This is a genomic window from Lactobacillus sp. B4015 (genome assembly GCF_026536055.1).
Classification (GTDB): domain Bacteria; phylum Bacillota; class Bacilli; order Lactobacillales; family Lactobacillaceae; genus Lactobacillus; species Lactobacillus panisapium.
The window spans coordinates 73647-88665 of record NZ_JAFNOY010000009.1 but is presented as its reverse complement, the minus strand read 5'-3'; the positions used below and the strand labels follow the sequence as shown (position 1 = coordinate 88665).

Genomic DNA, 15019 nt, shown 5'->3' with positions numbered 1-15019 from the left:
TTATTTATTATTTGAAACTAGTGTGAGAACTTGCTTAATCGCCTCGTCAAGACACTCAGGTTTTTTACCACCAGCTTGAGCCATGTTTGGACGGCCACCGCCGCCACCACCGAAGATTGGGGCAACTTGTTTAATTAAATCGCCAGCCTTAAAACCGTGATCAAGAGCTTTTTGATTCAAGCTAATAATCATGTTTGCTTTGCCATCTTTTCCAGCAGCTAAAACTAAGACATCTGACTTATTACCGCTCTTCCACGTATCTGCAAGTTCACGTAAGTCATTCATGCCGTTAACATCGGCTTTTTGAGCGATAACCGTTAAGTCACCGGCTTGTTCAACGTTATTAAAAATTGCTCCGGCTTTAATCTGATTAATCTTAGAATTAAGTTCTTCTACTTGCTTTTGACTATCATGCAAGTCTTGTTCTAGACTGTCAACCTTATCCAAAATATCTTGCGGTTTAGTCGATTTTACTTCAGTTTGAATCTCATCAAGTAATTCTGAACGGTTAGCTAAGTATTCATAAGCCTTCTTCGACATTACGGCTTCAATTCTTCTTAAGCCGGCTCCGATAGCTGATTCCGAGGTAATCTTAAAAATACCGATTTGGTTGGTATTAGCACAATGCGTTCCCCCACAAAATTCAATGGAGAAATCACTAACTTGAACTACCCGAACCTGATCGCCATATTTGCCATCAAATAAAGCCAAAGCGCCCATTTCTTTTCCACTTTCGGGATCAGTAATAGTCGTCTTAACATCAATTGCTTCCCAAATCTTTTGGTTAACCATGTTTTCAACTGACTTAAGTTCTTTAGGAGTCATTGGTTCAACTGCAGTAAAGTCAAAGCGGAGAAAATCTGGTTCAACTAAGCTTCCCGCTTGGTGGGTATGTTCACCGAGCACGCTCCGTAAAGCAGCGTGTAGCAAGTGCGTTGCGGTATGTGAATGACGCAGGCCTTCACGACGGACGCGGTCAATCTTTAAGGTATATTCTTGTCCTTTTTCCAGTGGCAAAATAACATCAACAAAGTGCATGTTTTGGTCGTTTGGTGCATGTTGCACGTCTGTTACTTTAGCTACCAAATCACCATCATGGTTGTAGATATCACCGTGATCAGCTACTTGGCCACCGCGTTCAGCGTAAAATGGGGTCTTGTCAAAAATTAACGTAGCCTGCTCGCCATCGGCTTTATCAACTAACTTATCATCAACAATAATGTCGATTAGCTTAGCGTGCATTTCTTCATAGACACCATATTCAAACTCTGACTTATCCTTTAAGTTCATCAGGGTTTCATCTTGTGCACCCATGGATTGCAGATTACCACGAGCCTTACGGGCACGCTCTTTTTGTGCCTTCATTTCTGCATCAAAGCCCTTTTTATCAACTTTTAAGCCTGCATCTTGAGCGGTCTCAAAGGTTAATTCATACGGAAAGCCGTAAGTATCAAAGAGCTTGAACGCATCCTTACCCGCAATTGTTTTATCATGATCTTTTTTCGCAGCTTGAATTAAATCGTCTAATAAGCTCAAGCCGGAATCAAGCGTCAATTGGAATCTTTCTTCCTCGTTCTTGATTACCTTAGCGATAAAGCTCTTCTGGTCTGTGACTTCAGGGTAATGGCTTTCCATAATCTTGCCGACTACTGGAACCAATTTATACAAAAATGCGCCTTTAATTCCTAACCGTTGACCATTTAAATCTGCCCGTCTGATTAACCGCCGTAAAACGTAGCCACGTCCTGTGTTGGAAGGCAAAGCGCCATCGGCAATTGCGAAACTAACTGTTCTTACGTGATCAGCAATGATTTTAAAAGCAGTTGTATCTGCCTTATTTTCGCCATACTTCTTATTGGCAGTCATTTTTTCTGTTTCATGGATAATTGGTAAGAAGAGGTCTGTTTCAAAATTGGTTGGAGCATCTTGCAAAATTGACAAGACACGCTCTAATCCCATACCGGTATCAATATTCTTATGGGGCTGATCAACATATTGACCATTTGCCAAGTGGTTGTATTGTGAGAAAACAATGTTCCAAATTTCAAGGTAACGCGCGTTTTCCCCACCAGGGAAGTTTTCAGGATCATCTTCGGCCACATCATTATTTTCTTGCCCACGATCATAAAAAATTTCGGAATCGGGACCACAAGGACCTTCCCCAATATCCCAAAAGTTTTCTTCAAGTTTGACAATGTGATCTTCCGGCATTCCGACTTCAAGCCAAATCTTTTGGGCCTCGGTATCCTTAGGATAAACGGTACAGTATAATTTTTGCGGATCAAAATCAAGCCAATCAGGACTGGTCAAAAATTCCCAAGCCCAAGTAATTGCTTCTTTTTTAAAGTAATCACCTACAGAAAAGTTGCCAAGCATTTCAAAGAAAGTTTGGTGTCGCGCCGTTTTACCGACATTTTCAATATCATTAGTCCGGATTGATTTTTGCGAACTTGTGATTCTGTGATTCTTCGGCACAACGGAACCGTCAAAATATTTCTTCATTGTCGCCACACCAGAGTTAATCCAAAGAAGAGTTGGATCATCTTGTGGAATTAGTGACTGACTAGGCAAGACCATGTGACCATGCTGTTTAAAGAAGTCTAAAAACATTTGTCTAAATTCAGAACTTGTCAGTTTCTTCATTAATTTTCTCCCTTTTGTCAAAATAAAAAACACCATTGCTATCTTTAAGGACGCCTAAAACGCGGTACCACCTCAATTGCAACAGTGCTTGTTACCTCTTAATAATCTTTATTATATAAAAACGTAAGGAGCATTTTTTAAGTAATCAATAAACCTTTCTCAGCAACCGATTCTCTCTTTGATTGATTAGCCTAAAAAATATATCTTAAGTCAAAAACAATTGTACTACTTGGCTTATCTTTGTCAATAAGCAGTTAAGTTTGATTACGGCTGTATGCATATTTATTTAAATAATTTATCCCAACTTTTTCCCAAAGCGTTTTTGCTTTTTAAGGTAGGTGTAACCCAAATGCTCATAGAATTTGTGCGCACCGGTTCGTTCCTCCCCTGAACTTAGCCTAATTTCAGTAATACCAGCTTTTTGTGCAATGTGCTCAACCTCAGTCATTAACTTGGAACCAATTCCTTGATGCTGTGCCAGCGGGCTAACAGCTAGCGCCAAAATATTATACATTGGGGCAAAATAAAGTTCCTCAAATAGTTCGACATGAATATAGCCAATTACCTTCTTAGATGTATCGTCAACATAAACGAGAATAAGGTGGTGCTCTTGATCAGCAAGTAGCCGTTTGAGATTGGCAGCCGTTTTGACCACAGGATAATCGTACCCAAGCTGCTCTTGATTAATTTTTTGAATTTGTTCTGCGTCACTTTCTTGTGCAGATCGAATCATCTTGTTTTCCTCCTAAGCTTATTTTTAATTACCAATATCATTACACCCAATTTACGTCTGGCATCAGCAAACTGTCAATAACATTAAGGAAAAAGAAAAGAAGCTTTAATAAGCTTCTTTGTTTCTTTACTTAAGATAAAAATCGTCAAAAACAGTTATTGGCAGCCGTCTTTTATGTTCACTTTTACGCCACAAGTCTTCAATTCGTTCTGCAGCTTCTTCCGAAACTTCACGCCCTTCAAGATAGTCATCAACATCTTGGTAACGAACGCCCAGAGCCGTTTCATCTGGAAGAGCAGGTTGTTCTTCTTCCAAATCAGCAGTTGGTGCCTTCAAATACAAATGCTCAGGGCAATTTAATTCTTGCAGCATCTGTTTGCCTTGCCGTTTATCCAGACGGAACAATGGGGTTAAATCAGCTGCACCATCACCGTACTTAGTATAAAAGCCGCTAAAATTCTCTGCAGCATGGTCAGTGCCAACGACTGCACCGTTGTTGGCGCCAGCGATTGCGTATTGTATAACCATTCTTTCACGGGCCTTGATATTGCCCTTGTTAAAATCCGAAATTTTTTCGCCAGCAGCGGTTAAACTAGCAACCATAGCATCAACAGCAGGCTTAATGTTGACAATTAAATCTTGATCAGGCTGTTGAAAAGCAACCGCATCGGCGGCATCAGCAGCATCGGCTTGCACGCCATAGGGTAAGCGAACCGCAATAAATTGATAAGACTGATCTCCGGTTTCCTTCCGCATTTCGGTAATGGCCATTTGACACAGTTTACCAGTTAAAGTCGAGTCCTGACCACCAGAAATCCCCAATACGTAGGTTTTTAAAAATGGGTTAGCCTTTAAATAGTTTTTCAAAAAATCAACTGACCGTCTAATTTCCTTTTGTGGATCTATTTTAGGCAAGACGTGTTCATAAGCAATAATTTCTTTTTGTAATGGTCTCATCGAGTAGTTTCTCCTTTATTGATTTGACTACGAATGTCCTGAATCATATTCATCTTACTGTCATATAAATCCTGAGAAAGATCCACTGGGTATTCTTGCGGATTCAGACTTCGCTTGTATTCATCCCATAGACCATCTAAGTTAGCAGCACAGAACTTCTTAATATCAATAAGTTTTGGTTTTTCGTATACTAATTTACCATTTACAAAAATATCGTGAAGCAGCGGCTGAGCCGTGTAATCTGTCACTATCTTATTAATGTAGTTATATTGCGGATGAAACATATAGAGCGAATCAAATTTCCGCGGGTCGACACCAGCACGGGCAATCCAGTCACCCTCATTTTTCTTTTCAGTATTAGCAGATATCCGCCAAACCTGTTTTTTACCTGGGGTGGAAACCTTAACCGCATTAGAAGAAATCTTTAATGTGTCACGCATTTGGTGCTGATCATTCTCAATTGAAACCAATTTATAAACTGCACCCAAAGCCGGCTGGTCGTAAGCTGTTATATACTTAGTACCAATTCCCCAAACGTCGATTTTAGCTCCCTGCATTTTTAAACTAGTAATTGTCGTTTCATCCAAGTCATTAGACGCATAAATCTTGGCATCAGGATAACCAGCGTTATCTAGTTCATGTCTTACCTGCTTAGAGATATAAGCCATGTCACCCGAATCAATCCTGACACCTTGGAAATTGATTTTATCCCCCATTTCATCGGCTACCCGAATTGCATTTGGAACGCCGCTTCTGACTGTGTCATAGGTGTCGACCAAAAAGACACAATCATGATGAGTTTCGGCATAGGCCTTAAAGGCTTCGTATTCGCTGCCAAAAGCCTCAACTAAAGAGTGCGCATGGGTTCCAGAAACAGGGATTCCAAATAACTTACCGGCACGAACATTGCTTGTTGAATCAAAACCGCCGATATAAGCCGCTCTTGTTCCCCATAATGCAGCATCTGTTTCCTGGGCTCTTCTCGTTCCAAATTCCATGACGCCATCGCCCTGAACAGCCAGCTTCACCCGCGCTGCCTTAGTTGCTAAAAGAATTTGGTAATTAATAATATTTAAAATTGCTGTTTCAACCAATTGACATTGTGCTAACGGGCCTTCCACTTGAATAAGTGGTTCATTAGCAAAAACAATTTCGCCTTCACTCATTGAGCGAACAGTTAGTTGCAATTTGAAATTACGTAAATAATCGATGAAGTCATCATCATAACCTACTTCATCTTTAAGATACTTCAAATCGCTTTCCTTAAAATGCAGGTTTTGGAGATATAAAATCACGTGCTCAAGACCGGCAAAAACCGAGTAGCCGTTGCCAAATGGCTCTTTGCGATAATAAGCTTCAAAAACGGCATTACGTTCGGAAATCCCTTTTTTAAAGTAGGTATACATCATATTAATTTCATACAAATCTGTATGTAAGGTCAAGGAATCATCTTGATCTAATTCTTGGTAAAACATTATGTCCTCTTAACTTATCTATAATAGTTTTGGTTTAATTATAAACATTTAAGCAAGTTTAAACAATTTAGTTACCTTTTAATAAGGACTGATAGACGGTAAGAATACTAGACAATTGTTTATTCAAAGAGAAGTTATCCGCAACATAAGCTTTTTCACAAAATGCCATCTGCTTAAGTTCTTCTTTAGGAGTATTAACTGCTGCTTGCAGTGCCGCCGTAATCGATGCCACATCGCCCGTGTTAGCGATGAAGCCATGGCGTTTGTCAGGTATCATCATTTCAATGTCACCCACATCAGTCGATAAAATAGGTAAGAGATTATCACTTGCTTCCAAAAGGACTAAGGGGAAACTTTCAGAATAAGAAGTTAGAACCGCAAGATCCATTCGCCGGTAGAGATGCTTCAACTGCTTATGAGTCATAAAGCCCTGAAAAGTTACCTGTGGACCCAACTCCAATTTTTGCGTTAACTCTTGCAAAGACCGTTTTTGGGTTCCATCACCTGCGATATACAAGTGAACATTGCCATTGTCGAGCTTCTTTAGTGCCTGCAAAAGCAATTCTTGCCCCTTTACTTTTTCTAAGCGAGCAACATTAACAATGTTAAAATGCGGGTGCTCATATTTAGCCGGAATGGCTGAATCATCATGGAAAAAAGTACCGTTATAAATTACATGCACTTTAGCGGCCGAAATGCCAGCTTTGGTAGTGATTAAGTCGGCAAATCTTTTGGTTATCGCAAAAATACAATCAGCTTTTTTGAGCGCACGAATATTTTGGCGGGTAAAGACTTTGCCTAAAAAACCTCGCCCCTTGAAGTCTAAATAGGGATCAGAATGGACGGTAACGCACCACTTCGCCGTGATTTTTCCCTTAATTAAAGCTAAATAGAGGTTAGCTCGCGGTCCATGAGTATGCACAATGTCAAAATTACCATGGTTGATAAAGTCGGATAAGCGGCGAAGACTGGTAAAATCATAGCGACTCTTTACCCCCAAAACATGATAATTTATTTTTGTTTCTTGAGCGGCCTTAGCAACTGGTCCATCCGCTAAGCATAACAATGTAAAATCCTTTTTTTCGATTTTGGCTTCTTTTAGTAAATTGATAATATGGGTCAACCCACCGCCAGATTCAAGACCAGCATTGACATGCAGAACTTTCATGTTTTATTTCTTTTCCTTTTTAGCTTGATGAACATCAAGCATAAATCTTGGCAACTTGCTCACACGCTTAAACCGCGATGGCTCTTTAAGCAAACGGTAAAACCATTCAAGATGAGCTCTTTGCCATAATTGTGGCGCACGTTTAGCCATACCCGAAAAGACATCGAAACTACCGCCAACTCCCATCATTAAGGCTGGAAGCAGATTACGGCGTAAAAGTGCTAATAACTGCTCTTGGCGTGGTGATCCTAACGCAGCAAATACTAAGTCAGGCTCAGCGCGCTCAATTTGATAGGCTATTACTTCCAAATCTTCTTTAAAATAACCATCCTCAGCTCCTACTAGTTGAATATCAGAATATTCATGGGCTATTTTAGCTTGAATTGCATGGATAACGTTTGGCTTTGCTCCGATTAAGTAGACGCGAAGGCTACGGTCATTGGCTAGTTTCATTAACCAAGTAAATAAATCATAGCCAGTTACTCGTTCCTTTAACGGTGTACCCAATATATTAGCAGCTTTAATAATTCCTATTCCATCAGGAGTAATATAGTCCGCATCATAGTTTAAAATTTTCATGAATTCAGGATTTTCGTTGGCTGCCAGCACAATCTCAGGATTAGCAGTAACCACAAATGTTGACTGGTGAACATTGATTCGCCCGATAAATTCGTTTTGAAATTGATGAAAACTTTTGTTATCAAAATCAACACCTAAAACATCTATTTTATCCATGATAATCTCCTCTCGTGGTTAATTAACTTTATTTTAGCAGACTATTAGTTAATACGGGATATGTTTTACCTTTTCTACAAATATGATAATATTAAATCGTCAAAGCAATAGGAGCACCAAATATGAAAAAAGTTATTACTTACGGCACATTTGATTTATTGCATTATGGTCATGTTCGTTTACTTAAGCGTGCACGTGAATTAGGTGATTACCTAATCGTTGGCCTTTCAACCGATGAATTTAATGAATTTCAAAAACACAAAGAATCATATAATAATTATGCTGAACGCAAGTTTATTCTTGAGGCTATTCGCTATGTGGACGAAGTGATTCCCGAAGAAGATTGGGACCAAAAGGTGACGGATATCACTAAGTATCATATTGATACTTTTGTTATGGGTAGTGACTGGCAAGGTAAATTCGATTTTCTAAAATCAGTTTGCGATGTCGTCTACCTGCCCCGCACTCCGGGAATTTCAACCACTAAAATCAAAAAGGACCTGAAATAAAAAAACTCTGAACTAGTTGATATTAACCAGTTCAGAGTTTTTTATTTGGAAAAAGTGAATTCAAAGCGGTCGGCCACATAACTTGCACGCGTATATTCAAATGGCTGCCCTGTTGACAGCTCGGTTACCTGCAAGCGCGTTATTAGGGCTTCGCCCTTTTTGGCATCAAGCAGCCGCGCAGAATTTTCGTTGGCTACAGCTGCCGAAATATATTCAGTAACACGACCAATTTGATAACCATTCTTTTCAAGGGCCTGATACAAGTGTGAAGAAATGTCAGCCTTAGAAATTTTACTAATCAAGTCTTGCGGGATGGTAACCACTTCATAGCAGATTGGAACGTTATCAGCATAGCGAATTCGCTCCATCCGCAGAACCTCCTGGTCGTTTTTTAAATTTAACCGTTCAGTTTCTGATAAAGATGGCTTACCAAAACGATAAGAAATCAACTTACTTGAAGGTGTCTGACCGTTAGCATGAGTAATATCAGTAAAAGACATAATCCCCGACATTTTCTCTTGGACTTTTTGATTCGCCACGTAAGTGCCGCTGCCAAGACGTTGTTCCAAAATGCCCTCATCTTCCAGCGTTTTAATAGCCTGGCGCAAGGTCATTCTTGAAACCCCAAACTTTAGTGCAAGTTGTCGTTCAGCCGGTATCCGGCTACCAACTTGATAAACGTGATTTTCAATTTCACGTTTAATCTGATTATGAATTTTTATATACATCGGCTCTTCCATTAGTACACCTCCAACGATAATTCTTATTATAATCCAAATTGGTCTACCTTGCACAAGCTTTATTAAATTTATTTTTTTAGCTTATTTTTTCTTAGTGGTCCACTTCATTCCTAAAAGACGAATATCAGCTTTTTGACCGCATTCAACTGTAATCGAAGAATCACTGCTAGCAATCACACTAGCACGCATTTGAGCTTGGTCTTTAACGGCTAGATCAGCACCGTTAGAATTTAAAATTAAATCGTGCCCTTCAAGAAGTGCATAATCACCTAATGCCAAGAAATATTGGTAATCAGCACCACCATTAAAAGTAGTGCGTCGCGCAGTACATTTAACGTGGTCTTGAAAATCGGCGTGATTAATAATAACTGAATTACTAAGCGTAATGACTGCGTCATTGACAGCAATTAAGCGATTAATCTGACAGTTTTGCACAATTACGTGCGGTTTTTGATCAAGATAAATGCCCCCATTAAAATTACTGCCAACAATGTTAACCCATGTTTCTTCCGTAATATACATGCAGGTATCATCAGTAGACAAAAGCTTGCTGTTAAGCATATTTAACCAAACCTGCCCTTGCAAGAGCATTGAATCAGCAATTGAATTGTTTAAATCGACCTCTGCATTTGTTTTAGTAAAGGTATCAATACTGCCGTAAACACGCGAGTTATTGATAATTGCCGTCCCGTGGCCCTCAATTGCTAGAGCACCAAATTCTTCAGAAACATGCTCAATTGAGGAATCATTCATTTCTAACCGAAAATCAGCATCAGCATAAATTGAAACAGCGCCATTTAAAATTACCGTTGAATATAACTCCAAGGTGGCCTTGCCATTAATAGCTACTGCCGCCGTATCCGTGCCAAAGCCTTTAATAACGCAATTTCGCAGCGTTAAATATGTATTAGCTTCTGTCGGTACATATAAACTATTAGAATCATTGTTAGTGTTAATACATAAATTTTCTAAATTAACAAATTGACTGTCGGTGGCTAAGTTGACACAACCTAGAATTGTGGTGTCTTCTGGCAAACTGCCAGTGCCTTTAATCGTAATGTTGGAAAACAAGGTTTTTGCAGGTAATTCATAAAAACCTGGCTCCAGCAATAAAACGTCATCTGCACGTAAGTCCTTGAGGGCTTCATGCCAACTGATTTCGCCGCCTCCAGCACCAACGTTAACTAGTCTCGACATAAAATTCCCTTCTTATAAAAGTAAACTAGCCTTTATTGTACTATTTTTTAGACTAATTAGTTAAATGGTAAGTTTAATTAACGCAATTCACAGGAAAAACTTTAGAAAAATAAAAAGACAACCCAAAAGCTGCCTTTTTTCGATAATTTTTATTGGGTTAGCTGGATTCGAACCAGCGCATACTAGTACCAAAAACTAGTGCCTTACCGCTTGGCTATAACCCAGTGATAATGGAGGAGGGTGGATTCGAACCGCCGAACTCAGAGAGAGCGGTTTTACAGACCGCCGCGTTTAGCCACTTCGCTACTCCTCCGTTACGCACGTTAATTATCTTAACTAAAAACATGCGTAATTGCAAGCAAAAATTTGCGAAATTATTTACTTATTTTCTTCAACGTATTTTTTAATTCGGCGCAAGCCTTCATTGATCTGATCCATGCTGACAGCATAAGAAAAGCGAATATAGCCTTGGCCGCCCAAAGCAAAGCTTGAGCCCGCAGTCACAGCAACGTGTGCTTTATCAACCAAATCATAGATAAATTTAGAATCGTCTTGTTCTAATCCTGCCGGAATTTTAGCAAAAATATAGAAAGCCCCTTGCGGTTTTGCACATTCGAAGCCAATATCGGTTAAGCCCTGGTACAAAACATCTCGCCGTTTTTGAAATTCACGCTTCATTGGTTCAGAATCATTCATACCATTTTTGAAGGCTTCCTCAGCAGCGTCCTGCATTGGCGTTGGCTCAGTAGTCACGATGGTTTGGTGAACCTTAGCAATTTGCTCCAAAATAGCCTGCGGTGCACAAACAATTCCGATTCGATACCCGGTCATTGCCCAAGCTTTGGACACACCGTTCATCAGAACTACCTGGTCATGCAGAGATTTTTCCATTGAAGCATGAGGCTGATCATAATTCAGTTCACTATATATTTCATCACATAAGGCAAAGATTGGTTTGTCCCGAATCACATCTGCGATGGCGTCAAGCTCTTCTTGGCTATACATTACCCCAGTCGGATTTGTCGGATAATTCATGACCAACATCCGTACTTTGTCACCGTATTCATCAAGAATTGCTTGCAACTTAGCTGGCGTTAACTTAAAACCATCTTTTGAAGTATCAATCGTAACGATTTTAGCACCATCATTTAAAATATTGACATCAGACATATAGAGCGGAAATATTGGAGTCGGAACCACCATAATGTCTCCCGAATTCAGGCAAGCGCAAACCGTATCAAAAATCGATTCCGTTACGCCATTTGTAACCAGCACTTCAGTTTCTGGGTCATACTTTTGCCCATATTTTTGCGCCAAAAAGTCTGCCGCCGCTTTGCGTAAGCCTATTGTTCCGTTTGACGGTGCATAATGGGAGTGATTTTCATCAATCCCTTTCTTGGCAGCATTTTTAATATGATCCGGTGTATTAAAATCAGGTTCGCCTAAGGTAAACTTGACTACATCAGGAATCTTACTGGCATAATCCGAAAACTTCAAAATTGGATTCGAGGGTGCGTCTGCTAAGCCCTTTCTCGTGTACTTTATTAAATCAACCATTTTTTCACCAAACTTTCCTTTTCATTTTTGTTAATTATACATTTAATAAAAACTATTTTCTACCATATTTTTTTAATATCTAATTCATTTTAGTCACTTTAATTAATCATGTACTTATTTACAAAGGCTAATCAAGCCAATTACTCCCGGCACCCAGTAATAATTTACAGCAAAAAAAGACAGCTCAACTTAATGAACTGTCTTTCTTGGGTTGGGTGTTCGTAAGAACAATTGGGTTAGCTGGATTCGAACCAGCGCATACTAGTACCAAAAACTAGTGCCTTACCGCTTGGCTATAACCCAATGCAATTGAGCTTTTACTTGGCCGCTCAACATTTAATAGTATAGAAAAATGTCGTGCGCAAGTCAAGAGAAAAATTTATTTTTTCTGATTTGAGCTCACATGCGGTCGCATAAGCAAATATTGCATTTCCTTAATTAGTTAAAACAAAGTCCTATTTTGCCCTAATTAATTAGCGCAAATTTTTACGTGGCACAGTAACTAAAACTTTTAAACTAAGTTTAGTTCATAGGCATTTCTGAGCCCATCTTTTGTTTGATCAATGCGAATGACGCCGCGATATTTAAAGCCGGCAGATTTAATCAGCGCCTGCATCCGGAGATTAACTGCGTGAGTGTCAATGCGGAAATTTGATATTCCTAAAAACAGGCCACGAGAAATTAAGTTAGAAATAAATATTTGTCCTAAATGCTGTCCGCGAAATTTAGCCGAAATCGCAATCCGGTGGATAGTGGCATATTGATCGGTTTCATTTTGCCACTCGCCGTCTATCGCAGCATAGCTAGGCTCAATACTAGTTTGCAAAACAGCAATACCGGCAACTGCTTGATCAACCATTAAACAATATGCCCGCTTTTTGACAATGTCATCCAGTAAAATTTGTTCATTCGGGCGACCATTTTGCCATTGCGGGATACCATCGCTTTTCAGCAATTGCTTTGCTTCATTAATAATTGCCATTATTTGCGTTAAATCACTTTCTTGCGCTAATCGAATATAAATTGCCATGCATAAATCCTCACTTTAATAATAAGGTTAATTTTAGCGCAATTGTTTCTTTTTAGCAGTAAAAAATAGACAAAAAAAGACAGCCTCTTGCAGCTGTCTCAAAACTAAAAATTATTTATTTAAGGTTTAAAACCAGTATTATACTTTTTATTCTTAGCAATATAAGTCGGTACGCTAATAAAATGCATTGAACAAATGTCATCAGTATGCGAGATACTGAAACCATAGTAATTATAATCGCCATCGTGAAGCGAGCCTTGCGTATTAAACAAGTCGCCGGCATGTTCCCATTCCTGGTAATTACTGCGCTGCTTTCGTCCTTGCTCGCCACTGCCAGTATAGCCGAACATCATTTGCTTTAAGCCAAAATAGACACTCTTTTTAAGTTCAGTCATTGTCATCGTATTATTTTGATTATAAAAGCCGGCCATGTCTTCAACGTAATTATCATTTAAATTTAGGCCGTTAGCTTTACATGCACGAACGATGCCTGGGACATAATGACTATCGCGAATGGTCTTCTTATTTACCGCATATTCAGTCGCAATATCTTGAGCCAATTTGCGCGCACCAATACTATCGCGCCAAGGATCTAATCCCAAGTCATTGCGAGCCTGATTGATCAGACGCAGAGAAAAGGTCGTTAAAGTATCGGTTTGTTCCGGCGTAAGCTGACTTAAATCAACGATAGTTTGATCATCGGCCTTGGTTTCACCGTTTTTAATCCGACTAAAATCATTAGTATCCATCCCGCTCATTGAGGCATCAATAAACTCCTTAGACGGATTCCCTTGATAAGCCTGAAGCAATTCAGCTCTGGTATAACCCGCTGGCAATTTCATTGTAGCTTGAACATTGACATTTGGCTTAATCGTTTTAATAACTTTAGCATCCTTAGCTAAAAGCCAATGTGAATTATTACCTATCTTATAAGCTGTTAGCTTCTTTTTACCAATCTTCTTTTTACTGCTATATGGGTATTGATACTTAGGACTGGCATAATAATTGGAATGCTTTCCAGAAAGCTTATAAAGCCGGACTTTTTTATTTTTCTTTGTTTTGACAAAACCTTTAACTGTAGCAGCGGAAACTGGTGTAGGTTCATGCAGTACAAGTGCAGGAATAGTTGTCAAAAAAATAACATTAATAATGGCAATAGCTAATTTGCTTTTTTTCATTTATCTTCCCTCAAGAGTATTTACTGATTGGCTCTGATGGCTTTATATGTCATTCTAAATCTATTTAGAATTTAATGCCAATTAATTTTTCCACTCAAAATAACAAAATTAGACAATTCAACCGTTAAAGCAAATAAATTAGGTGTAGTGCCAGAAGCATTTATTGGAATTTAATCATTACTTACAATACACCCTTTAACCATATTGGTCGATTAACAAACTAATTATACGTGAAATTCATATCTGTCGGAGATAATATACTGTTCCCCAGCATGAACAACATTATTATGCTCATCTTCAATACAGACTTGCAAAAGAAGTAGCGGGAAGCCAATCGATTTCTTTAAAAATTTGGCTTCGCTTAAACTAGCTAGTGCAACACTAATAATCAAGTCGCGAGAATTCAACTTGGCAATTTGGTAGTTATCTTGCAAAATTTGGTACAAAGACTGACTTAGGTCTTCTTTTGCTAACCCAGCAAAACGTGGTAATGGGAAATAATTGCATTCCAACATAATTGGTTCGTCATTGACAGAGTGAACTCTTTCAATAAACAACGAATGCTTAGTTTCCAGAATTTTGCGTAATTTAGGTGGCGTTTCTACTTCCTTAACCTTGATTACCTCAACGCTTGCCTTAAAACCCTCTTTTTTGGCAATCTGAGAAAAACTTTCAGCTGCCGGTGAACTAATAATTCTTTTTACTTTTTGCGGTTTGCGGACAAACGTCCCAACTCCCTGAATTTTTTCGACTAAGCCGTCTTCAGCTAGTCCCTTAATTGCTTTACGCAAAGTAACCCGGCTAACTGCAAATTGTTCACTTAGCTCAAACTCATTTGGCAGTTTACTGTTAACGGGGTATTCACCAGTAATAATTTTTTGTCTGATTTTCTCCATTACCTGAGAATATAACGAACCTGTCTCTTTCAAAAGTCACCACTACCTATATCGTTCTTTACTTTGCCCCAACGGCATTAGTTATCCAAAAACTTTTCTATCTATCCAGTTAAATTGTTTCTTTTTATTATGAACAGTATAAAACAAAATCAGATTAAAGTACGCTACAACTTTATGCGCAAATAGCTTTCATATTAGCCT

At 39.0% G+C, this 15019-nt stretch carries 13 protein-coding genes and 3 tRNA genes; 1 reads left to right on the top strand and 15 read right to left on the bottom strand.

What is annotated here, in order from left to right:
* The 6 genes from alaS to J3U71_RS09520 all read right to left on the bottom strand — a co-directional run bounded on the left by alaS (position 1) and on the right by J3U71_RS09520 (position 7711).
* Positions 1-2643 (bottom strand): alanine--tRNA ligase, encoded by a 2643-nt coding sequence (gene alaS, locus J3U71_RS09545; RefSeq protein WP_267393879.1) that lies wholly within the window; start codon positions 2641-2643, stop codon positions 1-3.
* A gap of 295 nt (positions 2644-2938) precedes the next feature.
* Complete coding sequence (locus J3U71_RS09540) at positions 2939-3376, bottom strand: GNAT family N-acetyltransferase (RefSeq protein ID WP_267393881.1); 438 nt, start codon at positions 3374-3376, stop codon at positions 2939-2941.
* 126 nt (positions 3377-3502) lie between these two features.
* Positions 3503-4333 carry an ammonia-dependent NAD(+) synthetase gene (gene nadE / locus J3U71_RS09535; protein ID WP_267393883.1) on the bottom strand — a complete coding sequence of 277 codons (831 nt, stop codon included), beginning with the start codon at positions 4331-4333 and terminating at the stop codon, positions 3503-3505.
* Positions 4330-5808 carry a nicotinate phosphoribosyltransferase gene (locus tag J3U71_RS09530; RefSeq protein ID WP_220269224.1) on the bottom strand — a complete coding sequence of 493 codons (1479 nt, stop codon included), beginning with the start codon at positions 5806-5808 and terminating at the stop codon, positions 4330-4332. The genes nadE and J3U71_RS09530 overlap by 4 nt, the downstream gene beginning before the upstream one ends.
* Before the next feature lie 67 nt (positions 5809-5875).
* Positions 5876-6976 (bottom strand): glycosyltransferase, encoded by a 1101-nt coding sequence (locus J3U71_RS09525; RefSeq protein ID WP_267393887.1) that lies wholly within the window; start codon positions 6974-6976, stop codon positions 5876-5878.
* Positions 6977-6979: 3 nt separating this feature from the next.
* Positions 6980-7711 carry a WecB/TagA/CpsF family glycosyltransferase gene (locus J3U71_RS09520; RefSeq protein ID WP_267393889.1) on the bottom strand — a complete coding sequence of 244 codons (732 nt, stop codon included), beginning with the start codon at positions 7709-7711 and terminating at the stop codon, positions 6980-6982.
* Positions 7712-7833: 122 nt separating this feature from the next.
* On the opposite strand from J3U71_RS09520, the gene tagD reads away from it, so the two are divergent.
* Positions 7834-8220, top strand: coding sequence for a glycerol-3-phosphate cytidylyltransferase (gene tagD, locus J3U71_RS09515; RefSeq protein ID WP_103753073.1), 387 nt, complete (start codon positions 7834-7836; stop codon positions 8218-8220).
* A gap of 41 nt (positions 8221-8261) precedes the next feature.
* On the opposite strand, the gene J3U71_RS09510 is transcribed toward tagD, so the two are convergent.
* From J3U71_RS09510 to J3U71_RS09470, 9 genes are all read right to left on the bottom strand, one after another.
* Positions 8262-8960, bottom strand: coding sequence for a GntR family transcriptional regulator (locus J3U71_RS09510; protein WP_267393892.1), 699 nt, complete (start codon positions 8958-8960; stop codon positions 8262-8264).
* An 81-nt stretch (positions 8961-9041) separates the two neighbouring features.
* On the bottom strand, positions 9042-10157 hold the full coding sequence (locus J3U71_RS09505; protein WP_267393894.1) for a hypothetical protein: 1116 nt from the start codon (positions 10155-10157) through the stop codon (positions 9042-9044).
* Between the two features lie 152 nt (positions 10158-10309).
* Positions 10310-10381, bottom strand: a tRNA-Gln gene (locus J3U71_RS09500).
* Positions 10382-10388: 7 nt separating this feature from the next.
* Positions 10389-10470: transfer RNA gene (locus J3U71_RS09495), tRNA-Tyr, on the bottom strand.
* A gap of 65 nt (positions 10471-10535) precedes the next feature.
* A complete protein-coding gene (locus J3U71_RS09490) occupies positions 10536-11714 on the bottom strand; it encodes an aminotransferase class I/II-fold pyridoxal phosphate-dependent enzyme (protein ID WP_267393896.1) in 1179 nt (392 codons plus the stop codon).
* 231 nt (positions 11715-11945) lie between these two features.
* Positions 11946-12017: transfer RNA gene (locus tag J3U71_RS09485), tRNA-Gln, on the bottom strand.
* Between the two features lie 208 nt (positions 12018-12225).
* Positions 12226-12744 (bottom strand): GNAT family N-acetyltransferase, encoded by a 519-nt coding sequence (locus J3U71_RS09480; protein WP_267393898.1) that lies wholly within the window; start codon positions 12742-12744, stop codon positions 12226-12228.
* Between the two features lie 119 nt (positions 12745-12863).
* Positions 12864-13922: an SEC10/PgrA surface exclusion domain-containing protein gene (locus J3U71_RS09475; protein WP_267393900.1), complete on the bottom strand. Its 1059-nt coding sequence runs from the start codon at positions 13920-13922 to the stop codon at positions 12864-12866.
* Positions 13923-14146: 224 nt separating this feature from the next.
* On the bottom strand, positions 14147-14851 hold the full coding sequence (locus J3U71_RS09470; protein WP_220232803.1) for a GntR family transcriptional regulator: 705 nt from the start codon (positions 14849-14851) through the stop codon (positions 14147-14149).
* Positions 14852-15019: the final 168 nt, after the last annotated feature.

Coding starts and splice junctions, on each gene's coding strand:
- tagD (WP_103753073.1), top strand. CDS start 7,834: ATGAAAAAAGTTATTACTTACGGCACATTTGATTTATTGCATTATGGT.
- J3U71_RS09510 (WP_267393892.1), bottom strand. CDS start 8,960: ATGGAAGAGCCGATGTATATAAAAATTCATAATCAGATTAAACGTGAA.
- J3U71_RS09490 (WP_267393896.1), bottom strand. CDS start 11,714: ATGGTTGATTTAATAAAGTACACGAGAAAGGGCTTAGCAGACGCACCC.
- J3U71_RS09540 (WP_267393881.1), bottom strand. CDS start 3,376: ATGATTCGATCTGCACAAGAAAGTGACGCAGAACAAATTCAAAAAATT.
- alaS (WP_267393879.1), bottom strand. CDS start 2,643: ATGAAGAAACTGACAAGTTCTGAATTTAGACAAATGTTTTTAGACTTC.
- J3U71_RS09520 (WP_267393889.1), bottom strand. CDS start 7,711: ATGGATAAAATAGATGTTTTAGGTGTTGATTTTGATAACAAAAGTTTT.
- J3U71_RS09480 (WP_267393898.1), bottom strand. CDS start 12,744: ATGGCAATTTATATTCGATTAGCGCAAGAAAGTGATTTAACGCAAATA.
- J3U71_RS09505 (WP_267393894.1), bottom strand. CDS start 10,157: ATGTCGAGACTAGTTAACGTTGGTGCTGGAGGCGGCGAAATCAGTTGG.
- J3U71_RS09530 (WP_220269224.1), bottom strand. CDS start 5,808: ATGTTTTACCAAGAATTAGATCAAGATGATTCCTTGACCTTACATACA.
- nadE (WP_267393883.1), bottom strand. CDS start 4,333: ATGAGACCATTACAAAAAGAAATTATTGCTTATGAACACGTCTTGCCT.
- J3U71_RS09475 (WP_267393900.1), bottom strand. CDS start 13,922: ATGAAAAAAAGCAAATTAGCTATTGCCATTATTAATGTTATTTTTTTG.
- J3U71_RS09525 (WP_267393887.1), bottom strand. CDS start 6,976: ATGAAAGTTCTGCATGTCAATGCTGGTCTTGAATCTGGCGGTGGGTTG.